The following is a 26,090-nucleotide window of genomic DNA, read 5'->3' on the forward strand; positions in this document are numbered from 1 at the left end:
CTCTCCACATTCTTCCTGTATTCGTTGGCGCTCGTCGGCTTATCGATAGCACCGCTCAAGCTGCTTCGTGAGCATCGCAATCGGGGCGCAGTAAGCAAAGAAAAGCACGAGAATGAGACCGTATACGGGCATCATCAGCGCGGGATTGGCGAGCGCCGACAGCACTGAGCTCGCGATGCTGACGCTCTCGTCGACACCTACTATCGAGACCAGCGGCGTCGACATCATCAAGATTGCGTATGTGTTCATCCAAGGCGCGGCCATGCGCTTGACCGCTTGCGGCAAGATGCAGAGCTTGAGCGTTTGCCCGCGCGTGAGGCCGAGCGCGGCCGCGGCCTCCCATTGCGCGGTAGGCAAAGACTGAATGCCGCCGCGAACCACTTCGGACACGTTGCCCATTACCGGAAAAGAAAGCCCCACGATGCCCTTGACCCAGGCAGGAAACGGCACCGACAAACCCAGCACGTTGATCTGATACGGCATCAGGTAAATGCAGAAGAACAAGATGACGAGCCATGGCGCGTTGCGGAAGAATTGGGTAATCCACCGGCTCGCCACCCGCACGCCTCTATGGTGCGATATCTGGCCAATGCCGGCAGCCGTGCCCAAAACCGTTCCAATCGCCATCGCTACGAAGCTGATCAATACGTCGAACGCAAAACCTTTGAGAAGAACGGGAAGCCATGGAATCAATGTCGTCCAGTGGGCACCGTCCGCGCCGGCGGCAGTAGTTTGCGCGCTCGCCACCGCCGGGCAAGCCAGAGCGAGCAAGGCGGCAGCGCCAACCAACAACGACGGCGACGACCAAATGGAATGACGCGTACTCATTGTTTCCCCCAGCCCGGTACGGCAATCGACTTTTCCAACCTATTCATCAGCATCACGAAGAGACCGATGACGCCCAGATAGAACACCAGCAAAACGATCATCATCTCGAGTGTGTTCAGGTCTTGAGCCCAGATCTGCGACGACACATACAGCAGCTCCGGTACCGCGATGGCGTATGCGTTGGTTGTTGTCTTGATCAGATTGATCAAGTTATTGCTCAACGCCGGCAAGCTGATTCGCAGCGCTAGCGGCATCACGACTTTGCGAAAGGTTTGCAGATGGCTCATTCCGAGTGAGGACGCAGCCTCCAACATCGAATGCGGTACTGCCTCGATTCCGGAGCGGAAGATTTCGACGTTGAATGCTCCCGCAAACAGGATCAGCGAGACAACGGCCCATCCGATATTCCCGAGCAGCGGCGTGGGAGCGCCGGCCAGATGAGTCAGAAAGGGACTCAGTGCGAAGTAAAAGAAGTACAGCTGCACGAGCGGTGGCGTGTTCCGGAATATCCACACATAGGCGTGCGCGCACAGGCGCAGCCCTCGTGAATGCGAGCGCTGGAAAAACGCACCGATCGCGCCCAACACGACGCTCCCCGCGATCGATGCGGCCGACAGCACGAACGTCATCGCGATGCCACGCACGAAGGTATGCCATTCGAATGCGTCGTAGAACACCGAGAAGTTGACGCCGTAGTGCGCGTTCAACCACTGAAATAATCCAGCGGTATTGATCATCTATTTGCTCCTCTCCAAGGCATCGCCCACTGGCTTGTATCATCTCCATCGGAGCGCTGCCCCCGGTCTCCACCGCTACTAGTTTTACGAAACCTCAAAACGTAGGACGCGTCGATTCCTCGATATGACGGCGAGCCTCGGTCGCGCTCAGTACGCCGCTCTCCTCGAGGATCTTGATCAGCGGCTGCCCTTCCTGCACGGACTGCCTGGCCAATTCGCTGACCTTCGCGTATCCGAGCGTTGGCACGAGCGCCGTGGCCACGGCCATCGATTCGAACACGTGCCGCTCGTTGACTTCGACGTTTGCCCGAATGCCTTGCACGCACTTCTCGCGGAATAGACGAACACCGTTCGTCAGCAACCCCAACGATTCGAATAACCGATCGGCCACCACTGGCTCGAAGTGATTGATCTCCAACTGACCGCATTGGACGGCTTGGGCGACGCAGTTATCGTTGCCGACGACCGCGAACCCCAACTGCACGATCGACATCGGCACCACGGGATTGACCTTGCCGGGCATGATCGACGAACCCGCCTGCACCGCCGGCAACGTGAGCTCCGCGAGTCCGCCAACAGGGCCCGACGAGAGCAGAATCAAGTCCGAAGCGATTTTTCCGAGCGACGTGCCGCACACCCGCAGTTCGGCGGAAATGCGCGAGAACACATCGAGGTTTTGCATCGCATCGAACGCGTCGTCCGGCGCACGGTAGGCAATGCCAGTCAGAGAAACCAGGTGAGCAAGTGCCGCGCGCCGGTAGCCTGCCGGCGAGCCAAACCCCGTACCGATGGCGGTACCGCCGAGCGGCAAAGCGAGCAGGTTTTCGCGAGCAGCTAGCAACTCATTGGCGAGTCGCTTCGTCAGCGCGGCATAGCCGCCGAACACCTGACCCAATCGCATCGGCTGCGCATCCTGCAGACACGTTCGGCCCAGATGCAGCACGTCGCCGAACTCGATGGCATTGGATTCAAACGCCTGAGCGAGTTGCGACAACTCGGCTGCGAGCGGCACGATCAGTTCGTAGACCGCCATCTTCATCGCGGCCGGATAGACGTCGTTCGTCGATTGTGAGCGGTTAACGTGATTGTTCGGATGCACGAAGTCGTAGCGGCCAGGCACGCCGCCGAGCAACTGTTGCGCACGATTGGCAATCACTTCATTGAAATTCATGTTGGTCGACGTGCCGCCTGACCCTTCGAGCAGATCCACCACGAACGAGCTGGCGTGCAGCCCATCGACGATCTCGCGACATGCCCCGACGATTGCCTGGCACTGCTCCTCCGTCAAGACACCCAGATCTCGATTCGCCAGCGCGGCGGCCCATTTGCATCGTGCGAACGCCCTGACGAACTCGGGCACGTCTGCGATCGTCCGCTTCGACACGCGCAAATTCTCCACGCCTCGCACGGAATTCACGCCATACAGCTCATGGTTCGGGATGCTGACATCGCCCCAATAGTCGCTTTCCGTTCGTGTCAAAGCCTCTGTGCTACCGCTCATGTTCAGTCTCCGTTTCGATGTCGATCAGTTTGGGAAGGTCGGCATGGATTTGTGCAAGCCGTTGCAATAGCGACGTCGACACGATCGAGTGAGCGATCGCATAGACGTCGTTGAATAAATGATTGTATTCATCGCGGCGTGCGACGAGATAAAGCGAGCGGCCGGAGGTCGATGCACTCAGGAAATGCAACTTCACTTTTCTTGCGTACTCCCCGGCTTGCAACAGGCACATGGGTGTCGTGATCGCCCAGCCGATGTCGCCGGCGACCATCGATGTCAGTGTGTCGGCCGTATCGACTTCAAGGCGGCGAGCAATCCGGACATCGATACGCCGTAGGTAACGTTCGATTTGTGCCCCGATGTGCGACTGCCGATTGAAGCGGACGATCGGCAATGCCTCCCCCAGCGCGCGCAAATCCGCAGGCGTATGTACGGCGCCCGATTGCTGCTTGGGTGTGATCACCACGAAGGGTTCGGACAGCAGCCGCCGACGCTCGATGCCGTCAAGGTCCTCCAATGGATCCGTCGAGATGACGAGATCGAGATCGCGCCCGACGAGCCCCTCGCTGTGATATGGCGAGAGTCCCGTGCGAATCGAAAGCGTGGTGGACTCATTTAACATCGCTTTGATGAACGCGGGCCCGCATGTCCCGGCAAAGGAATCGACGAGGCCGACGCGCACATCGGGTTTGATGCCTTTGCTCGCATCGATGACATGCGCCTTCAAACGATTCAAATCCTCCAGGAGCGCCATGCCGCGATTGCGTAACGCCAAGCCGGCCGCCGTGAGGGTCAGCGGGCGCCGCTCGCGATTGAACAGCACCACCCCGAACTGGTCTTCAAGTTGCCGGATGCTTTGCGACACTGCGGACTGAGTCAGGCCGAGCCGCTTCGCGGCGTTCGACATGTTTCGTTCCTCAGCCGTGGTCACGAAGATCTGAAGGGTTTGCATATCCAAATTCTTGAAGGCGAGCACGATGTTCCCTCTCTTGGTTGGACTTTAAGCGCGACTCAGTAGACGATCAAATGATAGGTCGACACTATCAGCAACGCTAATTCTGTCCCCCAGTTTTCCTAATAGCACGCCCCGATCATTTGAAAATCGACATTTGGCTGCGTAGGCTGGAATCGCTCGGACGCCTTTGTGGCGGTCCGATCGAGAGTCACACAAAACCGGCGTTAGCCTGAATCCTGGAGGAGTCCATCGTGAAATCGCTGTTTGGAATTGCCCTGTCGCTGTGCGTGGCGGCTTTCAGCATGCAGGCGCATGCGGGTGCGGATGCGTTGAGTCAGATCAAGAGCGCGGGCGTCATCAAGATCGGCGTGAACACGGACTACAAGCCGTTCGGCATGCGCGATCAGAGCGGTCAGATCGTCGGGATCGAGCCTGACTTGGCGCGCGATATCGGCAAGCGGCTGGGGGTAAAGGTCGAAATGGTCCCGGTGCAGCCGGCGAACCGGATTCAGTTTCTGCAGCAGGGACGCATCGACGTCATTCTGGCGAGCCTGACGTACAACCAGGAGCGGGCGAACGTCGTCGACTTCATCCAGCCGTTCTACTACGCCGGCGGTACCGGCTTCATCGCACGTAAGGGCTCGAACTTCAAGAATTGGACCGATCTTCGCGGCAAGACGGTGTGCGGCGTGCAAGGCACCTACTACAACCGAGCCGTCAGCGAGAAGTACGGCGTAAACATCGCCGCCTTCGCGGACCTCACGCAAGCAATCAATGCGTTGATGAACAACTCTTGCGTCGGGTTCGTCGAAGACAGCACGGTGACCGGGCAGTTACTGAACGACAGCAAGCTGAAGGATTTCGATGCGCCACTGCCGCCAGACGACGTGCAGCCGTGGGGCCTGGCGGTGGCGAAGGACAACGCGGACACGCCGTTGACCAAGTTCTTGTCGAGCACAGTCGCCTCTTGGCACAAGAGCGGCGAGCTGATCGACTTGGAAAAGAAGTGGGGCCTGCCGGCCTCGGGATGGCTTCAGGCCGAGCATAAGAAGCCGATGTAAGGGGTATCGCGATTGATCGAGCGGAGGCGCGTCGGCCGGGCGCGCCGTTGGGTTCGAAAGGCGTGGTTGGCGATCATCACGGGTACCGCTCCGAAAAGTCCCGTCTACCGGTGTAGCGTTTCCGCAACAACCAGAGAAAGCCAGCCTCCGTTGAGTACGCTGGTGAGTACACCGATGACCGAAACACACTAGCAGCTCTTTGAGAGTCCTAAGAACTGCTAGATTCCGCGCTGCAGTGAATGAGGAAACGACTTCGGTTCAACGATAGAACTGGCGCCCCTACCTGCGTGGCGAGTTGCTGGCCGAATCGCGCACCGACCAGATGCAGCATCAGATCAAGTGGCGCGGTGCCGCCTGTGCATGTGAGGCGGTCGCGATCGACAACGAACAGTTCGTCGGAGAAATACACCTGCGGAAACTCGTCGTGCAGCGCCGACAGATTTTCCCAGTGGACGACGCAGCGGTAGCCGTCGAGCAGTCCGCTCGACATCAGCGCATACGCGCCCGTGCAGATCCCCCCGAGGGGCAGTCCGCGCTTCGCCGGCATGGCAAGTTTCGCGCGCGCGTTTTTTTCGTCGACGACCTCGCGAATGCCGACCCCGCCGCAGACGATCATCACATCCGGCATCGCTCCCGAATCGAGCGTTTGGGTCGGCCACACCGCAATCCCGTTGCTTGCGTGGACCGGTGCGCCGTCGAGCGAATAGATCGACCACCAGTAGTGATCGGCGCGTCCGACGTAGTTCGCCATGCGCAATACTTCCACCGCACTCGAAAACGCGATCATCGAGAAATTCGGCAACGTCAGAAAACCGAAGTGCGCGAGAGACGTGGCCGTAGATGCGCAGTCGACAGGTTCAGCGGCAACGGAAATCACAGCAACCTCCTGAAGAACGGGTCGTGCTATACCGGCTCCGCGGCGAAGGTGGGGAAAGCCGGCACTCGGCTGCCGGGCGCCGCAACGGGCGCCCGGCGCAGCCCTCGCTGAATCAGGTACCCACAGCGGTAGGCTTGGCGCGGAACAACGCCTTGAGGCCTGAGAACAGCGGCGCTTTCGCGGCGCCCGGCGCGCGGCCGAAGCTTTCGGTGATGCGATCGAGGATGATGGCGAGCAGCACCACCGACAAGCCGCTTTCGAAGCCGAGCCCGATGTCGAGACGCTGGATGCTCGCGAGCACGTCGTTGCCGAGGCCGCCCGCGCCCACCATCGACGCGATGATCACCATCGACAGCGCCATCATGATCGTCTGGTTCACGCCCTGCATGATCGAAGGCAGCGCGCTGGGGAACTGCACCTTGTACAGCAGTTGCAGCGGATTGCAGCCGAACGCATGCCCCGCCTCGACGATCTCGATGTTGACGTGGCGAATGCCGAGGCTCGTCAGGCGCACCGCGGGCGGCATCGCGAAGATCACCGTCGACAGAATCCCCGGCACGCGGCCGAGACCGAACAGCATCGCTGCCGGGATCAGGTAGACGAACGCCGGCATCGTCTGCATCAGGTCGAGGATCGGGCGCACGACCGCGGCGACCCATTTGCTCTTGGCGGTCGTGATGCCGAGCGGGATGCCGAGCACGAGGCTGATGATCGTCGACGACAGCGTGAGGCCCAGGGTGACGACCGTTTGGTCCCAGAAGCCCGTGGCATAGATCAAGAAGAGCGCCAGCGTCGTGAAAATCGCAAAGCGCCAGCCCACGCGCCACAGACCGATACCGATGAAGAACGCCATCATCGCCCACATCGGCACGGCCTGGAGGCCATGCTCGACGAGCGCGGCAAGCGTCTCGATTGCGTGGCCGATGGCATCGAACGTCTTCGCATCGTGGTCGAGCAAGTAGTGAACGGATTGGTCGACCCAACTACCGAGGGGGATCATTTCAGACATGGGAACCTCGCGAACGCGTGATGGCCTTCAGGATGAGCGCGCGATCGACCGAGCCGCAGTAGCAGCCCTGGTCGTCGACGACGGGCAGCGCATTCGGACTCGCGACCACGCGCGCGACGACATGTTCGAGCGACGCGTCGCGCCGGATGCTTTCGACCGGCCGCAAAGCCGGCGCGGCATTGCCCGCGCCGTTGCCCAGCGCATCTCGCGTGACGAAGCCGCGGATCTTGCGTTGCGCGTCGAGCACGAACGCGCATCCGGCGCTGCCGTTGAGCGCCGCCGCGACGTTCGTGGCGTCGGCTTCCGACACGAGCGGCACGGCGCCCGTTTGCATCAGATCGCCCGCCGTCAGATAGCGGCTCGTATCGATGCCATGGAAAAACGCGCGCACGTATTCGTCGGCCGGGTTCGCGATGATCTGCTGCGGCGTGCCGACCTGAACGAGGCGGCCGCCTTCCATGATCCCGATCCGGTTGCCGATGCGCAGCGCTTCTTCGAGATCGTGCGACACGAACATGATCGTGCGGCGATGCTCCTTTTGCAGCTGCAGCAGCACGTTCTGCATTTCCTTGCGCTTCAGGGGATCGAGCGCGGAAAACGCCTCGTCCATGATCATCAGCGACGGGTTCACCGCGAGCGCGCGAGCGAGGCCGACGCGCTGCTGCATCCCGCCCGACAGCTCGCGCGGCAGCTTCTGCGAAAACGGCGCGAGGCCCACCTGCTCGAGCACGTCCATCGCGCGGCGCTCGCGCTCCTTCTTGCCCATGCCCGCCACCTCGAGGCCGAATGCGGCGTTCGACAGCACGGTGCGATGCGGCATGAGCGCGAACGACTGGAACACCATGCTCATGTCCTTGCGGCGCAGCGCGGTGAGTTCCGAGCGGCGGGCGGTGGCGACATCGCGGCCGTCGATCAGCACCTTGCCGGCGCTCGGGTCGACCAGCCGGTTCACGAGCCGGATCAGCGTGGACTTGCCGGAGCCCGAGAGGCCCATCAGCACGAAGATCTCGCCTTCCTGCACATCGAACGACACATTGTGCACGCCGACGACCTGGCCGGTGCGCTTGAGTACTTCATCCTTCGTCGCTCCGGCGGCGAGCATGTCGAGGGCCTGCTTCGGGTTGTTTCCAAATACCTTGCAAAGACCTTCGACTACGACCTTGGGGGGTTGCATCGAGACCATCTCCTCATCTATCTGAAATTCGTGCGCCTCACTCCGATGCCTACATAGTTGCCCAAAAAAACAATGGCCTTTCGAAGTTTTGCGACTAGCGCTTGCGCTCTTGCGACACGTCATCCGGGAGCGGCTGGAGGAACTCGCTAAAGAGCGGGGTGGGTTCTCGACACAGAAGTGTCTGCGCACAAGAAAAAGGCCCAATCGACTGGCGTCAATAGGGCCTCCTTAGCCGGTCCAACGGCCCTGAGCACTCGGTTCAACGCCCTGTCCGGCGCGCCTTCCGATGGACAGGGATCTCGCCGCAGGGCGATCCTGTCACTGCGCGCCTGCGACCCAGGCACTGACGCGGTCAGGGTGGTCGGCGATCCACTTGTCGGCGGCGGCCTCCGGTTTCGCGCCGTTCTGGATCGCCAGCATCACGCTATCGATTTCGCCCGGCTTCCACTGAAATTTCTTCAGGAACGCCACGACGGGCGGCGCCTTCTTGTCGAGAGCCGGGTTGACCACGCTATCCACGTGCTCAGCACCGCCGAAGACCTTCTTCGGATCGTCGAGGAACTTCAGCTTCCACTTCGCGAACATCCAGTGCGGCGCCCAGCCGGTCACGATAATCGGCTTGTTGGCGTGCATTTCGCGCGCCAATTCCGAGGTCATCGCGCTGCCCGAGCTCGGCATCAACTGATAGTCGAGGTTGTAGGCCTTGATCGCCTCATCCGTTTTCTTCATCACACCGGCCCCCGCATCGATGCCGACGATGCGGCCGCCGAAGTCCGCCTTATGACCCGCCAGATCGGGAATGCTGTTCTCCGGCAGGTCCGCCGGAACGATCAGGCCGATCTTCGCATCCGGGAAGTTCACGCCCACGTCTTCCACCTTCGACTTGAACTGCTCGTAGTACGCGGCGTGCGTGACCGGCAGCCACGCGGAGAGCGTCGCGTCGAGGTCGCCACGCGCCACGCCCTGCCACATGATGCCCGCGGCGACCGGCACGAGTTGCACCTGGTAGCCGAGCTTCTCTTCGATGACGCGCGCGGCGACGTTCGACGTCGCGACGCTATCGTCCCAGCCTTCGACGTAGCCGATCTTCAGCGTCGGCTTGCCGTCGGCGAACGCCGGCGCGCTCAACGCCACCATCGCCGACAACGCGCCGGCACACAACAGTTTTCCCCAAAGCTTCATGCTCAATCTCCTCTGAATAGGGCAGGCGCCCCGTTGCCTCACTAGGGTCTTCCGCCGTAAATCGGCGGTATCGTTGTTATGCGACACACGTTTGTCCTGCAGCGACTTCCTGCAGCGACGTCCTGGTTATTTATCGACGACGAGATCAGTGAGCGGCTTGCTGCAGCAGAGCAGCACCATTCCCTGATCGATTTCGCGCTGACGAATGCCGCCGTTGTGCTTCATCTCGACCTGGCCCGACACGAGCTTCACCTTGCAGGTGCCGCACATGCCCTGTGTGCACGACGCGGGCAGGCGCACGCCGGCTTGCTTTGCGGCGTCGAGCACGTGCTGCTCCGAGCCGCAGACGATCTCGCGGCGGCTCTTCGCGAAGCTGACCGCGAACTGCTTCGTCTCGGCGCCGCCGTTCATCGCGGGCGCGACTTCGGCAGCCGGCTCGTCGCTCTCGGTCTGCGCGAGCTGCTCGAACGAAAAGCTCTCTTCGTGATACTGCTTGCGATCGAAGCCGGCCTCGTCGAGCAGGTCGCGCACCGCCTTCATGTACGGCGCCGGTCCGCATGTGAAGACTTCGCGTTCCATGAAATCCGGCGCGATCAGCTTCAGGAGCGGCAGCGTCAAAAACCCTGTGATTCCAGGCCAATTCGTACGCGCCCCTGCCCGTTCACAAACGAACGACGTGCGAAAGCGCGTGTGGTTCGAGGCGATCAGGTCGAGCTCGCGCGCAAAGATGATGTCGTCGGGGGTTCGTGCGCTGTGCACGAACACGATGTCGCGGTCCTCGGCGAGATCGTGGTGCGCGCGGCTCATCGACATCAGCGGCGTGACGCCCGAACCCGCCGAAAGAAACAGATACTTGCGCGCCGGATGCCGCGCGCAGGTGAATTCGCCCGCCGGGCCCAGCACGCGGATCGGCGCGCCCGGCTGCAGGTTGTCGTGCAGCCAGTTCGACACCTTGCCGCCTGGCGTGCGCTTCACCGTGATCGAGATCGTGTGCGGCCGCGCCGGCGACGAAGAAATCGTGTAGCACCGGTTGATGGTCTCGCCGTCGATATCGAGCTCGAGCGTGATGAACTGCCCCGGCTCGAACACGAATGCACGTCCTTCGGGCGACCGGAAGAAGAAGCTCTTCACGTCGTGTGTTTCCTGCCGCACGTGGCAGCACACCAGCGTCTCCTCGGCGTCGCTCGTCCAACGCTCAGGAAGTGCGCTCCAGAACGCAGGCCGGGTGACCCTGCTGTCCGCCGCGTCCAATTGGGCCGCCTCTCGCATCATGTAAAACTCCGCTCCTCAAGCCTCTTGCGATGCGTCGATCTGCTCGGCAAGCCGACTGGTGTACCAGTCGCAGAACTTCTCGACGAGACCTTCCGTGTACGGCGAATACGGGCCCGGCTCGTAGGCGCTGCTCGTCGCGCCGCGCTGCGAATACTCGACGAGCGTGCGGTCTTGATCGTTGGTCGCGTTCCACACCGCCGTGAGATTCTTGACGTCGTAGTCGGCGCCTTCGACCGCATCCTTGTGCACGAGCCACTTCGTGCGCACGAGCGTCTCGCCCGCGGACAGCGGAATCACCGAGAACGTCACGATGTGATCGCTCATGAAGTGGTGCCACGAGTTCGGCTGCGTCCAGAACGACAGGCCGCCGAGATCGGCTTGCTTGAATTCGCCGAGCAGCTTCTTCGAGGCGACCTTCGCGTCGAGCGTCTGCGACTCGCCGCTACGGTCGAGCGGCAGGCGCTGCGTGCGAAAGCCGGTCGTATCGAGCAGCCGCTCGATCTCGGCCGACGGGAGGTTCAGTTCCGCCCATTCTTTCGCCCGCGCGATGCAAGTCTGTGCAAACGCTTCCATCCCTTCGGCGTTGGCCGGCGAGCGCTGATAGCCGAAGCCATATTCATAGAGCGAGATGGTCAGCTCGGGATGGTTCGCGACGCAGTGATAGCACTCGCGATTGTTCTCCATCGTGAGCTTCCAATTGCCCTTTTCGATGATGTCGATCTGCGCCGCGATCTTCGCGTTCGGCAGATCATGCGGCAGCAGGTACGGTTCCATTGCCGCGCGCATCGCAGCGAAATCGGCAGGCGGTTCGTCGGCGAGGCAGACGAAGATCAGGCCCGCGAGGTTCTGCACGTGAATCGATTTCAAGCTGTGCTTGCAGCGGTCGAACTGCTCGCCATGTGCTCCGCAAACAGCAATTGGCCGGTGAGGTTGTAAGTCCAGCTGTGGTACGGGCACACGATATTGCCGACCGAACCCTTGTCTTCATTGCACAGGCGCGCGCCGCGATGGCGGCAGACGTTGTGGAACGCGCGGATCTTCATGTCGTCGTCGCGCACGATCAGGATCGAATCGTGACCGAGCTCGACCGTCACGTAGTCGCCCGGCTCCGGAACGTCCGGCTCGATGGCGACGTGAATCCAGTGCTTGCGAAAGATCGCTTCCATGTCGAGCGCGAAAATCTCGTCGCTCGTATAAAACGGCGCTTCGAGGCTGTAACCCTTTTTGCGCCGATCGACCAGCGCGCGAATGTCTGCCGATACTTTCATATCGTTGGCTCCGGATTCGTTACGTCTCTGTGCTTGAGTGCCTGGCTGAACGCAGGCACGTCAGTAATCGATGAGTTGGTGCTCGCGCAAATACGCGAGGATCACTTGTGCTTTTTCGACCGAACTTCCGTCAATTACGACGCTGCCGCCGCGGCTTTCGGTTGTCGTCGCCGAGAGCATCCGGGCATGCCCGGAGCGCTTTTCGGCGGCGGCGAGCTTCACAGGCTTGCGCTCGATCGGTCCCACCTTCCATGCGCCGGCGTCGGTGTCCGCGCCGGGCACGACACGCACCGGCCGGACCGCGCCGGCGCGCAGCCTTGCATACGCGTAGCGCGGCTGTGCGTTGGCGAGCGGATGCACGGCGACGACGGCCGGCAGCTGCGCGTCGACGCGCCGTCGCAATCCCTTCGGCAAAAACTGCCGGATCGTTGCGCGACCGTTGTCGACCGATACGTCGACGGCCGCGCCGACAAGCGGATAGCCGAGCGCTGCGGCAACACAGTACGGAAGCATGCCGGTGTCGTACGCGCCCTCAGCGCGCGTGCCGGTCAGCACGAGGTCGCAGCCCTCCAGGCGCGCCGCGAGCGCGCTCGCGGCGTCGCCGTCGCGATAGGTCAGCACCTCGACCTCGCGTGCGCCGAGCGCCAGGTATTCGGCGAGCGCGGGTGTGATCGGGTCGCCCGCATGGAGCACGTCGAGTTGCGCTTGATGGCGCTCGGCCAGCGCGCGGCCGATCTCGAGCGCGATCGCGTCGTTGCGGCTGTAGCGCGATTCGCCGCTGACCGGATGGCGGCCGACGGACACCAGCACCGCGATGCGTCTCAACAGTCGAGGGGCATTCATGCTGCGACTCCTGCCAGTTTCGGTTCGCCGGCCACGGCCGGCGTTTGTCCACGCGCTGCGCGCGCGGCCTGCACTTGCTCGATCAACGCGGCAATCGTCGCCTGCGCGTCGCCGACCACCGTCAGGTTCGCGCGCTTCGCGATCGGCGCGCTGCCGTCGAGGTTCACGGCGATCACGTGCCGGCAGTCTTTGATGCCCTGCAAGTGCTGCACCGCGCCGGAAATGCCGAACGCGATGTAGACGCTTGCCTCAACCGTCTTGCCGGTCGCGCCGACCTGCTTGTCGCGCGCGAAGTGGCCGTTGTCGACTGCGACGCGGCTCGCGCCGATCGCCGCGCCGAACGCACCGGCTAAATGCTGGAACGCCGCGATGTCGGTTACGCCGTTGCCGGCCGACACGATGAAATCTGCTTCCTCGAGCGCGACCTGCGCGGCGTCGATTTCCTCGAGGCCGAGGTCGCGGCAGGGCTGCGCGGCTTGATCCGCCGGTCGAACGAAATCGCCCGACAGACGCTCGCCCGAGCCGACGAAGGGCAGCTTCGCCTCGACCGCGTTTTGCGCGAGCAGGATCACTTCGGGCAGCGCGCGCGTCGCGAACGCGCGTTTCGCTTGCGCATACGCGCCGACGTGGTGCGCATCGATCTCGACGACGTGCGTCGCGACGCTCGCCCCGGCGGCGGCCGCGTAACGGCGGCCGAGATCGCCATCGCCGGTCGCGTTGTCCGGCACGAACACGTGCTTCGGCGACAGCGCCGCGGCACATGTCTGCAATGCCTGCAATTCGCGCTCCGGTGCGAAGGTGCGCCGGTCGAAGCCGGGCAGCTCGATCAGCTTGTCGACACCCAACGACGCCACGTCGTCCTTCAGTTCACCGAACACCAGCAACGCGACTTCGGTATGCGCGTCGGCAAGCAGTGCCGCGGCGGCGAGCGCCTGACGTGCGTGGTCGTCAAGCGCGCCGCGCTCGCTGTGCGCGACGACGAGATGGCGGCGCGACACGTCGCGCAGCGCGCGCACGGGCTTCGCTTGCTGAGCGCCGCCGTGCGCATGGCCGGCCCATTGGGCCGCGCTGGCGTCGGCACTGCCTTCTTCGCCCAGCGTAATGCGCTTGAGCCCAGCCGGCGTGACGACGAACGGCCGGCGCGGATCGATTCTCTTGATCGTATTCATCGATTCACTCCAGCGAGGCGGCGACGAGTTCGGCTACATCGAGCACATCGGGGCGCGGCCCCACGACGCCCTCGAGCATCGCCGTGCAATTCGGGCATCCGACCGCGACGACTTCCGCGCCGATCGCACGCGCATCGGCGATGCGGATGTCGGGAATCCGCTGCTTGCCGGGGATATCGGTCAAAGGCGCGCCGCCGCCACCGCCGCAGCAGCGTCCGCGCATGCCGTTGCGCTCCATTTCGACTACCTGGATGCCGATCGTTTTCAGCAGCTTGCGCGGCGCTTCGGTCTCGCCGTTGTAGCGGCCGAGGTAACACGGATCGTGATAGGTGGTGCGCTTCTCGCGCAGCGCTTCGACTGCCTTCGGCGCGATGCGGCCGCTCGATGCGAGTTCCGCGAGGAACGTCGTGTGATGCAGCACGTCATAGCGTGCGCCCAACGCACGGTACTCGTTACGCAGGCTGTGCATCACGTGCGGGTCGGCGGTCACGATGCGCTTGAAATTCAGCGTCGACAGCGTGCTCATCAGTTGCTTGGCCATACGCTGGAACGTGGCTTCGTCGCCGAGACGCCGCGCGACATCGCCCGTATCGGTTTCGATGCCGCCAAGCACCGCGTAATCGACGCCCGCGCGGTTCAACACTTTGACGAGCGCGCGCAGCGTGCGCTGGTAGCGCATGTCGAACGCGCCCTCGCCCGCGACGATCAGCACGTCGACCGCCTTGCCCGGCTGCGCGACCGGCGCGTCCAGGTCGACCGACCAGTCGTAGCGCGCGGCTTTATCGTAGCCGCCCGCTGTGCCCGTCTCGCGCAGGTTGGCGAGCACCTCCGGGCCCTTGCCCGGCACTTCGCCGTGCACGAGCGTCTGGTTGCGGCGCATGTCGACGATCGCATCCACGTGCTCGATCAGCATCGGGCACTCCTGGACGCACGCGCGGCATGTCGTGCACGACCAGAGCGTCTGCGCCTCGATCAGACCCGATACGATCGGGCCGTTCGGCGCGCCGCCATGCTGGCCTTCCGCGATGCCTGGCGTCGGGCTGCCCGCATAAGCGGCATCGGTGCCGCCCGCCAGCCCGACAACGAGATCCTGAATCAGCTTCTTCGGATTGAGCGGCTGACCGGACGCGAACGCCGGGCATGCCGCCTCGCACTTGCCGCATTGCACGCACGCATCGAAACTCAGCAACTGGTTCCAGCGGAACTCGACGGGCTTTGCCACGCCGTATTCCTGGTGCTCAATGTCGGGCAGCTTCAGCGCCGTCGGCGGCGTGGCCGTGCCGTTGCCGGTGAACGATTCGCGCGTGGCCGCAAAACGCTCCTGGCGCGGGTGGAAGGCGAGATGCAGCAGGCCGGCCAATGCGTGTTTCATCGGGCCGCCCTTCGCGGCGCCGAACGTCATCGCGAAGGCGCCGATGCCGATCAGTACCGCGCAGCTCACCGCGAACGCCTTCGACATCGCGGAAGCCGGCACGACGATGAACAGCAGGAGCCCGAGCGCAAACGAGCCGAGCAGCCACGGCAGCGTATTCCAGGGGCCCTTCGACAGCCGCGTCGGCACATCCTTCGCATGACGGCGGCGCCACACGAACACTGCACCGACCAGCATCGCGAGCGCCGCGAGGAAGATCAGCTTGTCGAGCCACGGCGAATAGATCGCCAGCCCGTAGTTGACGAACACGAGCGCGAACGCGGCGATCGCGCCGCCGGCGGTCGCGACGTGTGTCTTCGCGATGTACGGATCGCGCGCCACCACATGGTGCAGATCGACGAAATAGCGCTTCGGAATCGCGAACAGGTTTGCGACGCCGAATGAGCCGGGCGCGGTGGCGCGCCCGAGACGCCAATACGCTGAGCGCTTCGCGAGCGCGAACGCAAGCCCCGCCACCGACAACCACAGCAACGCGGTAATGAGCAACGCCGGGCTCATGATCAAAAGTCCTTGCAAAGGCGCAGCGCGTCGTAGATCGCGCCGTGGATGTTGTGCATCGAAATGCAATCGCCGACGCGAAACAGCAGGAAGCGGCCGTCGCCCAGCGTCTCGGCGAGCGATGGCTGCGGCTCGGCCGCAAAGAGCTTGTGCACGTCGACCTGTCCGCGGTTCACGGACTCGGGCTTGAGCTTCCAATAGAGGGCGTCGTTGGGCGTGACGCCGTTTTCGATCACGACCTGATCGACCGCGCGCTCTTCCTGCTCCTCGGTGTATTCGTTGCGCAGCACGGCGATCTTCTTGCCGTCCTCTTCATACACGCTATCGAGCCAGTAGTTCGGCGTATGGATCACGCCCTGCGCATACAGGCGGCGATAGAAGATCGGGAACGTGGTGCCGCCGACGTCGTCGGCCACCTTGACGTCAGGCGTCACGATCTCGACTTTCGAGCCGCGGCTCGAGATGAAATCGGCGACGCCGGCGCCCGCATGCGTGCTCACGCCGTCGTAGACGAGCACGTTTTGTTTCGGCTCGACCCGCCCCGCGAGAATGTCCCATGAGCTGACCGCGAGCCCCTCCTCGACGCCCCACGCCGGCACCTGGTTCGTGAAGCTCGAACCGCCCGTCGCCAGCACGATGATGTCCGGCTTCTCCGCAAGAATCATCTTTTCGTCGGCCGCGACGCCGAGGCGCCGGTCGACGCCGATGCGCTTCGTCTCCATGTCGAACCAGCGCACGATGCCGGCCATCTGCTCGCGCTGCGGCGCTTTCGCGGCCAAGAGGATCTGCCCGCCGACTTCGTTCTGCTTTTCGAACAGCACGACGTCGTGCCCGCGCAAACGCGCGACGCGCGCGGCTTCGAGCCCTGCCGGCCCCGCACCGACCACCACCACTTTGCGCTTCGGCCCGCGCGACTTCTCGACCACGTGCGGCATTGTCGCTTCACGCGAGGTCGCCGCGTTTTGCACGCACAGCACGTCGAGGCCGTTGTATTGGCGGTCGATGCAATAGTTCGCGCCGACGCACTGCTTGATTTCGTCTTCGCGTCCGTCGCGGATCTTGATGACCATGTGCGGATCGGCGATCTGGGCGCGCGTCATGCCGACGAGATCGACCATGCCGCTCGCGAGCAGGCGCTCGGCCTGGCCCGCGTCGCGGATGCTCTGCGCATGCATCACCGGAATCTTCACCACCGACTTGATGCCCGCCGCGAGATGCACGAACGGCTCCGGCGGCAGCGCCATCGGTGGCATGCAGTTGGCGAGCGTGTTGTGCGTATCGGCGCCTGAGCCGATCACGCCGAGATAGTCGATGAGCCCCGTTTCGGACATCGCTTGCGCGATCTCTTTCAGTTGCTCGTGATCGAGTCCGTCTTCGTGGAATTCGTCGCCGCACATGCGCAGGCCGACGCAGAAATCCTTTCCGACCGCCTCGCGCACGGCCGTCAGCACTTCGATCCCGAAGCGCAGGCGGTTCTGCAGGCTGCCGCCCCACTCGTCCGTGCGAAAGTTCGTGCGCGGGCTCCAGAACTGATCGATCAAATGCTGGTGGGCGGCCGAGATTTCGATGCCGTCCATCCCCGCGTCCTTCACGCGCTTCGCCGCCGCCGCGAAATCGGAGATGATGCGGCGGACTTCCTCGACCTCGATGATCTTCGCGTTACCGCGGTGTACAGGCTCACGCACGCCCGAGGGCGACATCAGATGCGGCCAGTGCTCGCCATGGAACGCCGAGCGGCGTCCCATATGCGTCGCCTGGATCATGATCTTCGCGCCGTGCCGGTGCATCGCTTCGGCCAGCCGGGAGAGTGGCTCGACGATGCGATCGGTTGCGAGATTCACCGATTTCCACCATCCCTGCGGACTGTCGATCGAGACCAGGCTCGACCCGCCGCACACGGCAAGGCCCACGCCGCCCTTCGCCTTCTCCTCGTAGTAGCGGATATAGCGATCGCCAGGCAGGCCGCCGGGCTCCGCGTACACCTCGGCGTGCGCGGTGCTGACAATACGGTTGCGCAGCGTGAGCTGGTTCAGCGTCAGGGGTTTGAACAGGTGGGGATAGCGCATTTCAAGCGACCTCGAACGTAGTGCTCTATTGCTGTGTTATTGAACGAGCGGCGAAACTTCAAACACGCAATGGTCATGGCCTTCGGCCGCGCATTGCACCTCTTTCGATTGCGAGCGCGGCGCATGCTTGCCTTGCTCGCTCGTATCGTTCACCCAGTCCATCGCGCCCGCGAACCAGCCGGCGAACATGTAGCAGAGCTTGCCCTCCTTGCCCGGCTGCTGGAGCACGAAGGACGAATGGCGCAGCTCGATGCGTGCGTGAGCGCTTGCCGGATCGGCCTCGACGATCTTGAAGAGACCCCAGCCGCGTTGCGACAAACGCTTCAAGTAGTGCTCGAAAACCGCCATGCCGCTGAGGCCGTGCTGCTTCGCTTCCTTATCGCACCAGTGGTACGCGGACTTGTAGCCGGCCTTGTAGAGAATCTCGGCATATGCATCGCGGCCAAGCGCTTCCTCGACTGCCGTATGGTTGTTGGTGAAGAAATGACGCGGGACGTACAGCATCGGCAGCGCGTCGGTGGTCCAGACGCCGGTGTTGGGATCGACGTCGATCGGCAGTTGGGGTTGCATTGTGGTGTCTCCGTAAGCGATGGGGCGCATGCGTATCGCTATTTTTGCGTATGTGGATGAAGCGAGGCTGAAGCGCTAGGCGCCCCACACGCCCTTGAAAACACGCACCCAGTTTTCGCCCATGATCTTGCGGATGCGGGTCTCGCTCCAGCCCGCGCGCTCCATCGCCGCGGTCAGGTTCGGAAACTCGCCGATCGTGCGGATCCCTTCGGGGTTCACGACCTTGCCGAAGTTCGTGAGGCGCCGATAGCGGCCCTTGTCGTGCGTCAGCATGTCGAAGAAGTCCGTGCTGTAGCCCTGCGTGAAATCGGTGCCGATGTCGACCGCATCTTCGCCGATCAGATTGACCACGTAGCCGATCGCTTCGATGTAGTCGTCGATGGTGGCGTCGATGCCGCGCTTGAGGAACGGCGCGAACATCGTCACGCCGACAAAGCCGCCGGCGTCGGCGATCTCTTTCAATTGCTCGTCGCTCTTGTTGCGCGGATGCTCCTTGAGCCCCGACGGCAGACAGTGCGAATAGCACACCGGCTTCTTCGAAAACGCGATCGCTTCCGACGACGTCTTCGCGCCGACATGCGACAGATCGACCATGATCCCGACGCGATTCATCTCCGTGATGACCTCGCGCCCGAAGTCCGACAGCCCGCCGTCACGCTCGTAGCAGCCGGTGCCGACGAGGTTCTGCGTGTTGTAGCAAAGCTGCACCACGCGCACGCCCATGTCGGCAAACGCTTCGATATAGCCGAGGTTGTCCTCGAACGCATGCGCGTTCTGAAAGCCGAAGATGACGCCGGTCTTGTTTTCCCGCTTCGCGCGCAGGATGTCGTCGGTCGAGCGCACGAGCGTGAGCAGCTCGCTGTTCTCGCGGATCTGCTTCTTCATCAGCGCGATGTTGTCGACCGTCTTCGTGAAGCTCTCCCAGACCGACACCGTGCAGTTCGCGGCTGTGATGCCGCCCTTTCTCATGTCTTCGAATACCGAGCGGTCGAACTTCGAGATGTTCAGGCCGTCGATGATGATGCTGTTCTCGTGCAGCGTACTCATGAAGTGCTCCAGGCTTGTCGGGTCGGTCGGATCAGTAGATCGGGAAGCGTTCGCACAGCGCGAAGATCTCGCGGCGCACGCGCTGCTCGGTGGCGTGGTCGCCTTCCGGATTCGCGCGCAGTGCGTCGAACACGTCGAGGATGAGGCGGCCGATCTCGCGGAACTCAGCGACGCCGAAGCCGCGCGTCGTGCCGGCCGGCGTGCCGAGACGAATGCCCGACGTGATCGTCGGCTTCTCGGTGTCGAACGGGATGCCGTTTTTGTTGCAGGTGATGCCCGCCCGTTCGAGCGCCTGCTCGACTTGCGTGCCCTTGAGCCCCTTCGGGCGCAAGTCGACAAGCAACAGGTGATTGTCAGTGCCGCCCGTCACGAGATCGACGCCGCCCTCCTCCAGTACTTCGCCGAGCGCCTGCGCGTTCGCGAGCACGCTGTCGATATAAGTTTTGAAGCCCGGCTGCAGCGCTTCGCCGAACGCGACCGCCTTGCCCGCGATCACGTGCATCAGCGGCCCGCCTTGCAGCCCGGGGAACACGGCCGAGTTGATCTTCTTCGCGATCTCCTCGTCATTCGTCAGAACAAACCCGCCGCGCGGGCCGCGCAGCGTCTTGTGCGTAGTCGACGTGACGACGTGCGCATGGCCGAGCGGATTCGGATGACGTCCCGCCGCGATGACGCCGGCGATGTGCGCCATGTCGACCATCAGCTTCGCGCCGACGCCGTCGGCGATCGCGCGGAAGCGCGCGAAATCGAGCACGCGCGGATAGGCGGAGAAGCCCGCGATGATGAGACTCGGCTTGTGCTGCTGCGCGAGCTCCTCGACCTCGCCGTAGTCGATCAACATCGTGTCGCGGTTCACGCCGTACTGCACCGCGTTGAACCACTTGCCCGAGAGCGCCGGCTTCGCGCCATGCGTGAGGTGCCCGCCTGCGTCGAGCGACATGCCGAGCACCGTATCGCCAGGCTTTGTCAGCGCGAGCATCACCGCGCCGTTGGCCTGTGCGCCCGAGTGCGGCTGCACGTTCGCGTAGCCCGCGTTAAAGATTTGCTTCACGCGCTCGATCGCGAGCGCTTCGACTTCGTCGACGAATTCGCAACCGCCGTAGTAACGCTTGCCCGGATACCCCTCGGCGTACTTGTTGGTCAGCACGGAGCCTTGCGCTTCGAGCACCGCGCGCGACACGATGTTTTCCGACGCGATCAGCTCGACCTGCGACTGCTGCCGCTCGAGCTCTTTGAGGATGGCGTTCTGAACCGACCCGTCGCGATGGGACAAAGACTGCGAGAAGAAGGACTGGCTGTTCGACATGGAGCGTCCGTGACAGTGAGAGTGGGCGAAGGGCAACGCGAGGACCCCGCGATTTCCGGCATTCCAGCGGAGTCACGCTATGGCTGCCGACGGCACTATTCTTGTCGTTCGGATTTGCTGTCGTGATGCGAATTTAGACGTGTTCTTTACCTTTTCCGCCATTCGCGTCCATTTACCACTAATCGTCAGCGCAAAGCGCCCATGCGACGCGCCAACGCCGTCAAAGGATCGCCTCGTCCCGCAGACGGAACTGCGCAACCGCATCGTTGAACCGCGCGCTCTGCTCTTCGAGCGACAGCGCGACGGCCGACGCCTCCTCGACGCGGCGCGTTGAAGCGCCGATCAGCTCCTTGATCTCTTTGGCAGCCGACGCGCTGCGCGCGCATCGACGTGGCAAATTGCGACCTACGTATGCGCGGCCTAGGGTTTTGTCGCATGGCACGTTTCTTCTGCTCGCTCCCAAAATACGGTGCGGCATTCCAGCCACCCTAACCGACACCGATCAAGCTCAAGGAACGGTCCATATGTCCCCCGACCGTGCAGCGAAGTTCGCACACTTCGCCTTCATGCCACTGCCTAACTTCACCATGATCGCGTTCGTGAGCGCGATCGAAGTGCTGCGCATGGCCAACTACTTGAGCGGCGAGCCGCTCTACCGATGGTCGATCGTCAGCCCGGAAGGCGGCCCGGTGACGGCAAGCAACGGGCTCGATATCAACACCGGCCCGGTGGAATGCGTCGGGCAACCGGACATCGTGTTCGTCTGCGGCGGCGTCGACGTGCAGAACGTCACGACGGCCGCGCATCTGTCGGCGTTGCGGCGCTTTGCCCGCATGGGTGTCGCGCTCGGCAGCCTCTGCACGGGCACCTATGCGCTCGCGAAGTCCGGCCTGCTCGCCGGCTACGCCTGCGCCATCCACTGGGAAAACATGTCGGCGCTCAAGCAGTCGTTTCCCGACACGCGCTTCTTGAAGGAGCTGTTCGTCATCGATCGCGACCGCATCACCTGCACGGGCGGAGTCGCACCGCTCGACATGATGCTGCATCTGATTACTGCACGCGTCGGTACCGCACGCGTCATGCAGATCGCCGAGCAGTTCATCGTCGAGCATGTTCGCGACAACAATGCGCAGCAGCGAATCCCCCTCATTGCACGGCTGGGTTCCGCTAACAAGTCGCTGTTCGAAGTCATGGCGCTGATGGAAAACAACATCGAGGAACCGCTCTCGCGCGATGAGTTGGCGCGTCTTGCCAACATGTCGCAGCGACAATTGCAAAGGCTGTTTCATGAGCATCTCGGGATGACGCCCACGCATTACTACCTGACGCTTCGGCTGCGTCGCGCGCGTGAACTGCTGTTGCAGACCGATATGTCGATCATGGACATCACGATGGCGTGCGGTTTCCAATCGGCGTGCCACTTCAGCAAGAGTTACCGTGAGACGTTCGGCGTGCCACCCACGCGCGAACGCCGCAAGCAGCTCGCGCCACTGGCGGCCCACGCTTGAGCCGCCCGCTCCCGGCTCACGACGTCTGCCAGCCATTGAGTAGGGGGCGGGGTCACCCCCGTCGCCCTCTCACACCACCGTACGTGCGGTTCCGCATACGGCGGTTCATTAAACACGCTGGAAGCGCCGCTGAGTCTCCAGCAACGAAACCAACCCTAGTACGTCAAAGAAGCTCTTCGGATAAGCCGTGTTCATGTGGCTCGCGCCGGCGTTCCACCAGGGGCCCCGTCCGTTGCTTGCCGATTTCCATGCACGCGTCTTATCCAGGCCTCGCGCTTGTAGTCGCCTGTTACGGGTAGCCGGGCGTTTCCATTGCCGCCACAGCAGGCAGCGCAGTTTGCGCCGTATCCACCCGTCCAGCTCCTCCAGCACACCTTTTACCTCAGTCAGACGGAAGTATGAGGCCTAGCCACGTAGCACCGGGTTGAGTGCCGCGATCGTGACGGCGAGGTTGCGCGAGGCATTCCCCACCACGATCTCACGCACCCGGTCCCGCAGTCGCTTCAGACTGCTGTCGGCCACCTTCAGGCGCGCCTGCTTGTGCCATGTGGCGCTGTAGCCCAGAAACTTCCGCTGCCAGGGCCGCGCAACGGCGCTTTTATCCCGGTTAACCTGGAGTTTCAGTTTCTTCTCCAGATATTCGGTGATCGCCACCATCGCGCGCTGTCCTGCCGTTTGGCTTTTGACGTAGATGTTGCAATCATCGGCGTACCGGCAGAACCGATGTCCCCGACGCTCCAGTTCGCGGTCCAGATCCGTCAGCAGGATATTTGACAACAGCGGTGACGACGGTCAACGCGAACTGCACATGTGCTCAACGAGCATTTGGGTTGGGCTGAGATCCGCCATCCGTTTCATCCCCTCAGAGGTCAACGCTTTCCCGTACTGAAGACGCGCCGCTTCGCCGGTATCGACACGCTGCTCCTCGGCCATGACGAACGCGGTAGCTTTAGCATTTCGCGCGAATGGACCGACTGGGGTGCGCCATCCGCTCACGAGGACGCGAGCATCACTGCGTGCCGATTCGATCTCGGCATGTTGCTTGAACTGATCGCATTGGTCGATCAGCTTGCTCCTCCGAAGAAGTCTCGAACCAAAGAAGCTTGATCTATGCGATTCCCTATCCTACTATCAGACCAGTCTTCAACGTGGTCCGACAATGGAAGATATTCCATCATCCACTTTACGCAGACGCCGCGCGCAGTTGCTGAGGCAAATGCCGGCGTTGGAGACGCTTTTACGAGGCTCGCTCATCGAGCGGTACAAGCGCTGCGGCAAACCTGGTTGCAAGTGCGCCGACGGTCCCGGTCATGGACCCAAGTACTACCTGTCCGTGAGCTTTCCCGGCCGTCGGCCGCAAATGGACTACGTCCCGCAAGCCGAACTCGCCAACGTCATCGAATGCTTGGCGAACTATCACAGGGTCCGCGAGATCATCGAGGAGATCTGCGAGATCAATCGCGAACTATTGCGCCGCCGCGAGGCGCTCTGAGGGGCGCCAGTGAGCCAGTCGTCGCTGCCGCTCACCAACTTCATCGATCCGCAATCGGCCGGCGTACTCATCGCCAACATGCTCGAGGATTGGCTCATCGCCGAGCCCGCGCTGGAGATGACCGAGGAGGCATTCGATGAACACCAAGATCACCCCGCAGCATCAGAGCAAGCCAGCGTACATCTATATCCGCCAATCGACGCTGGCCCAGGTACGACATCATCAGGAGAGCACGGAGCGTCAATACGCGTTGCGCGACAAAGCTCTGGCACTGGGTTGGCCGGATACGGCGATCCGGATTCTGGACCGCGACCTCGGTCAGTCGGGGGCGCAGATGATGGGCCGCGAAGACTTCAAGACGTTGGTGGCGGATGTCTCGATGGGGCATGTGGGTGCAGTGTTTGCACTGGAAGTGTCGCGCCTGGCGCGCTCGAACCTCGACTGGCATCGCCTGCTCGAATTGTGTGCACTCACCCGAACTCTTGTGATCGACGCCGATGGCTGCTACGACCCGGGCGACTTCAACGACGGCCTCCTTCTTGGTCTCAAAGGAACGATGGCGCAGGCCGAACTGCACTTCTTGCGCGGCCGCCTCCAGGGCGGCAAGCTGAACAAGGCACAGAAGGGTGAGCTGCGCTTTCCGCTGCCTGTCGGATTGTGTTATGACAATGACGGCCGCATCGTCCTGGATCCCGATGACGAGGTACGCGGCGCCGTGCAACTCGCATTTCGTCTGTTTCAGGAGACCGGTAGCGCATACGCAGTCGTCAAGCGCTTTGCCGAGCAGGGCCTGCGCTTTCCAAAACGCGCCTATGGCGGTGCCTGGGCAGGTCGACTCATCTGGGGGCGCCTGAGTCACGAACGCATGCTCGGTTTGATCAGAAATCCTACCTATGCCGGCATTTATGTCTTTGGACGATACCAGTATCGTCAGCACATCACGCCGCAGGGAGAAGTTCATAAGCACATGCAGCCGGTGCCCAAGGCAGAGTGGCGTGTTCATCTGCCGGGCCATCATGAAGGATATATCAACCCGGAGGAATTTGAGCGCAATCAGGAACGCCTGGCGCGCAACCGGACCAACGGCGAAGGTACCGTGCTTAGTGGTGCGGCACGTGAAGGATCGGCGCTTCTTCAGGGACTGCTGATATGCGGTTGCTGTGGCCGGGCTCTGACCGTTCGCTACCAGGGTAATGGCGGCTATTATTCATTGTACTTATGCGGTGCTCGCCGCCGAGAGGGTTTGGCGACCACCGATTGCATGAGCATGCGCAGCGAACTACTTGACAGCGCAATTGGCGAGGCTGTGCTCACCGCTTTGCAGCCAGCCGAACTCGAGCTCGCCGTGATCGCCTTGACCGAACTCGAGCAACGCGATAATGCCATCATGCGTCAGTGGAACATGCGAATTGAACGCGCCGAGTATGAGATCGCGCTCGCTGAACGTCGCTATCAGGAATGCGATCCAGCTAATCGCCTGGTAGCGGCTACTCTCGAACGGCGCTGGAATGACGCAATGCTTCGCCTTGATGAGATCAAGGCGCAAGCGGCTCAACTCCAGAGCCAGAAAGCGCGCGTCGCCACGTCCGAACAGAAGGCGCAAGTCATCGCGCTGGCGCGCAATCTGCCGCGCCTCTGGCGTGCACCGACGACCTCGGCGAAGGATCGCAAGCGCATGTTGCGATTGCTCATCCGGGACATCACGGTCGAGAAACTACCCCCCGTGCGGCAAGCCGTGCTGCATATCCGCTGGCAGGGTGGCGCGTGTACCGATATCACCGTGGACTTACCCAAGCCAGTTGCAGAAGCGGTGCGCTACCCCACCGCGACCGTCGACCACGTCCGCAAACTGTCGCAACATCTGTCCGACCGGCAAATCCTTGCGCATCTCAATCAGGAAGGCATGCGCAGTGCGACTGGCAAATCATTCACGCTCTCCATGGTTAAATGGATCCGCTACCGTTACGGGATTGCGGCAACCAGCCCCAAGCGGCCCGACGAGATTACAGTACAGCAACTCGCTCATCGACTGGGCGCCAGCAAACACGTCGTGTATTACTGGATCGAGCGCCAGCTGGTCCGGGCCCGCAAGTTCGAAGGGCGAGGCCCGTGGTGGATCACGCTGGATCCCGCCAAGGAACAGGAACTGCGGAATTGGTTACGCACTTCGGGACATCTGCAACAGCAGCATTCCAACACTCAACTGTGAGAGGTGCATTATGAAATCACCGTCGGAATACCCAGTGTGCGCACCCCGCCGTCAGGCTTGGGTATCTCCACCTTGCGTATCGCCGC

Annotated in this window: 21 protein-coding genes and 4 pseudogenes; 5 read left to right on the forward strand and 20 right to left on the reverse strand. The window is 62.5% G+C overall.

All coding sequences use genetic code 11. From position 1 onward, the window contains the following. Nucleotides 1–39: 39 nt before the first annotated feature. The 4 genes from AC07WT_RS13470 to AC07WT_RS13485 all read right to left on the reverse strand — a co-directional run bounded on the left by AC07WT_RS13470 (nucleotide 40) and on the right by AC07WT_RS13485 (nucleotide 4,042). Nucleotides 40–828, reverse strand: a complete 789-nt coding sequence (locus AC07WT_RS13470) for an amino acid ABC transporter permease (RefSeq protein WP_494947481.1) — start codon at nucleotides 826–828, stop codon at nucleotides 40–42. Beyond that, nucleotides 825–1,565: an amino acid ABC transporter permease gene (locus tag AC07WT_RS13475; protein ID WP_494947482.1), complete on the reverse strand. Its 741-nt coding sequence runs from the start codon at nucleotides 1,563–1,565 to the stop codon at nucleotides 825–827. Before AC07WT_RS13475 ends, AC07WT_RS13470 begins: the two co-directional genes overlap by 4 nt. A gap of 94 nt (nucleotides 1,566–1,659) precedes the next feature. After that, a complete protein-coding gene (locus AC07WT_RS13480) occupies nucleotides 1,660–3,066 on the reverse strand; it encodes an aspartate ammonia-lyase (RefSeq protein ID WP_494947483.1) in 1,407 nt (468 codons plus the stop codon). Beyond that, nucleotides 3,056–4,042: a LysR family transcriptional regulator gene (locus tag AC07WT_RS13485; RefSeq protein ID WP_494947484.1), complete on the reverse strand. Its 987-nt coding sequence runs from the start codon at nucleotides 4,040–4,042 to the stop codon at nucleotides 3,056–3,058. Before AC07WT_RS13485 ends, AC07WT_RS13480 begins: the two co-directional genes overlap by 11 nt. A gap of 230 nt (nucleotides 4,043–4,272) precedes the next feature. On the opposite strand from AC07WT_RS13485, the gene AC07WT_RS13490 reads away from it, so the two are divergent. Beyond that, a complete protein-coding gene (locus AC07WT_RS13490; protein ID WP_492595466.1) occupies nucleotides 4,273–5,082 on the forward strand; it encodes a transporter substrate-binding domain-containing protein in 810 nt (269 codons plus the stop codon). Between the two features lie 280 nt (nucleotides 5,083–5,362). On the opposite strand, the pseudogene AC07WT_RS13495 reads toward AC07WT_RS13490, so the two are convergent. The 14 genes and pseudogenes from AC07WT_RS13495 to AC07WT_RS13560 form a co-directional block, all read right to left on the reverse strand. Then, nucleotides 5,363–5,959: pseudogene (locus AC07WT_RS13495) on the reverse strand (AraC family transcriptional regulator); the annotation flags it as partial. A 112-nt stretch (nucleotides 5,960–6,071) separates the two neighbouring features. Beyond that, nucleotides 6,072–6,968: a choline ABC transporter permease subunit gene (gene choW, locus AC07WT_RS13500; RefSeq protein WP_492595467.1), complete on the reverse strand. Its 897-nt coding sequence runs from the start codon at nucleotides 6,966–6,968 to the stop codon at nucleotides 6,072–6,074. Beyond that, nucleotides 6,961–8,262: pseudogene (locus tag AC07WT_RS13505) on the reverse strand (quaternary amine ABC transporter ATP-binding protein); the annotation flags it as partial. The pseudogene AC07WT_RS13505 and the gene choW, both read right to left, overlap by 8 nt. A gap of 198 nt (nucleotides 8,263–8,460) precedes the next feature. Beyond that, nucleotides 8,461–9,324, reverse strand: a complete 864-nt coding sequence (locus tag AC07WT_RS13510; protein ID WP_492595468.1) for a glycine betaine ABC transporter substrate-binding protein — start codon at nucleotides 9,322–9,324, stop codon at nucleotides 8,461–8,463. A 126-nt stretch (nucleotides 9,325–9,450) separates the two neighbouring features. After that, nucleotides 9,451–10,596, reverse strand: coding sequence for an FAD-binding oxidoreductase (locus AC07WT_RS13515; protein WP_492595469.1), 1,146 nt, complete (start codon nucleotides 10,594–10,596; stop codon nucleotides 9,451–9,453). Nucleotides 10,597–10,611: 15 nt separating this feature from the next. Continuing rightward, nucleotides 10,612–11,864, reverse strand: a pseudogene (locus AC07WT_RS13520) (aromatic ring-hydroxylating oxygenase subunit alpha). A 60-nt stretch (nucleotides 11,865–11,924) separates the two neighbouring features. Then, entirely contained in the window at nucleotides 11,925–12,707 is a 783-nt protein-coding gene (locus tag AC07WT_RS13525) for an electron transfer flavoprotein subunit beta/FixA family protein (RefSeq protein ID WP_492595471.1), read from the reverse strand. Then, complete coding sequence (locus AC07WT_RS13530) at nucleotides 12,704–13,876, reverse strand: FAD-binding protein (protein WP_492595472.1); 1,173 nt, start codon at nucleotides 13,874–13,876, stop codon at nucleotides 12,704–12,706. The genes AC07WT_RS13525 and AC07WT_RS13530 overlap by 4 nt, the downstream gene beginning before the upstream one ends. A 4-nt stretch (nucleotides 13,877–13,880) precedes the next feature. After that, the gene (locus AC07WT_RS13535; RefSeq protein WP_492595473.1) at nucleotides 13,881–15,806 is read right to left on the reverse strand and encodes a (Fe-S)-binding protein; all 1,926 of its coding nucleotides are present in this window, start codon (nucleotides 15,804–15,806) and stop codon (nucleotides 13,881–13,883) included. A 2-nt stretch (nucleotides 15,807–15,808) separates the two neighbouring features. Continuing rightward, complete coding sequence (locus tag AC07WT_RS13540; protein WP_494947485.1) at nucleotides 15,809–17,872, reverse strand: oxidoreductase; 2,064 nt, start codon at nucleotides 17,870–17,872, stop codon at nucleotides 15,809–15,811. Nucleotides 17,873–17,908: 36 nt separating this feature from the next. Beyond that, entirely contained in the window at nucleotides 17,909–18,442 is a 534-nt protein-coding gene (locus AC07WT_RS13545) for a DUF5943 domain-containing protein (RefSeq protein WP_492595475.1), read from the reverse strand. 75 nt (nucleotides 18,443–18,517) lie between these two features. Next, nucleotides 18,518–19,489, reverse strand: coding sequence for a dipeptidase (locus tag AC07WT_RS13550; RefSeq protein ID WP_494947486.1), 972 nt, complete (start codon nucleotides 19,487–19,489; stop codon nucleotides 18,518–18,520). 31 nt (nucleotides 19,490–19,520) lie between these two features. Then, the gene (locus AC07WT_RS13555; protein WP_492595477.1) at nucleotides 19,521–20,795 is read right to left on the reverse strand and encodes a serine hydroxymethyltransferase; all 1,275 of its coding nucleotides are present in this window, start codon (nucleotides 20,793–20,795) and stop codon (nucleotides 19,521–19,523) included. A 220-nt stretch (nucleotides 20,796–21,015) separates the two neighbouring features. Further along, nucleotides 21,016–21,273: a hypothetical protein gene (locus AC07WT_RS13560; RefSeq protein ID WP_492595500.1), complete on the reverse strand. Its 258-nt coding sequence runs from the start codon at nucleotides 21,271–21,273 to the stop codon at nucleotides 21,016–21,018. A 46-nt stretch (nucleotides 21,274–21,319) separates the two neighbouring features. On the opposite strand from AC07WT_RS13560, the gene AC07WT_RS13565 reads away from it, so the two are divergent. Further along, nucleotides 21,320–22,303 (forward strand): GlxA family transcriptional regulator, encoded by a 984-nt coding sequence (locus AC07WT_RS13565; RefSeq protein WP_492595478.1) that lies wholly within the window; start codon nucleotides 21,320–21,322, stop codon nucleotides 22,301–22,303. Between the two features lie 108 nt (nucleotides 22,304–22,411). Here AC07WT_RS13565 and AC07WT_RS13570 read toward each other — a convergent pair. Together AC07WT_RS13570 and AC07WT_RS13575 are read right to left on the reverse strand one after the other, a co-directional pair. Further along, nucleotides 22,412–22,696: pseudogene (locus AC07WT_RS13570) on the reverse strand (group II intron maturase-specific domain-containing protein); the annotation flags it as partial. A gap of 12 nt (nucleotides 22,697–22,708) precedes the next feature. Then, entirely contained in the window at nucleotides 22,709–23,080 is a 372-nt protein-coding gene (locus AC07WT_RS13575) for a reverse transcriptase domain-containing protein (protein WP_494947487.1), read from the reverse strand. A 33-nt stretch (nucleotides 23,081–23,113) separates the two neighbouring features. Between AC07WT_RS13575 and AC07WT_RS13580 the strand changes: the two genes are divergently transcribed. The 3 genes from AC07WT_RS13580 (at nucleotide 23,114) to AC07WT_RS13590 (ending at nucleotide 26,004) form a co-directional block, all read left to right on the forward strand. Continuing rightward, nucleotides 23,114–23,410, forward strand: coding sequence for a Y4bD/Y4pK family protein (locus AC07WT_RS13580; RefSeq protein ID WP_494947488.1), 297 nt, complete (start codon nucleotides 23,114–23,116; stop codon nucleotides 23,408–23,410). Between the two features lie 52 nt (nucleotides 23,411–23,462). Next, nucleotides 23,463–23,795 (forward strand): DUF6788 family protein, encoded by a 333-nt coding sequence (locus AC07WT_RS13585; protein WP_494947489.1) that lies wholly within the window; start codon nucleotides 23,463–23,465, stop codon nucleotides 23,793–23,795. A gap of 136 nt (nucleotides 23,796–23,931) precedes the next feature. Further along, nucleotides 23,932–26,004 (forward strand): recombinase family protein, encoded by a 2,073-nt coding sequence (locus AC07WT_RS13590; RefSeq protein ID WP_494947490.1) that lies wholly within the window; start codon nucleotides 23,932–23,934, stop codon nucleotides 26,002–26,004. Nucleotides 26,005–26,090: the final 86 nt, after the last annotated feature.

Source organism: Paraburkholderia sp. GW821-FHT02A12, assembly GCF_059422005.1.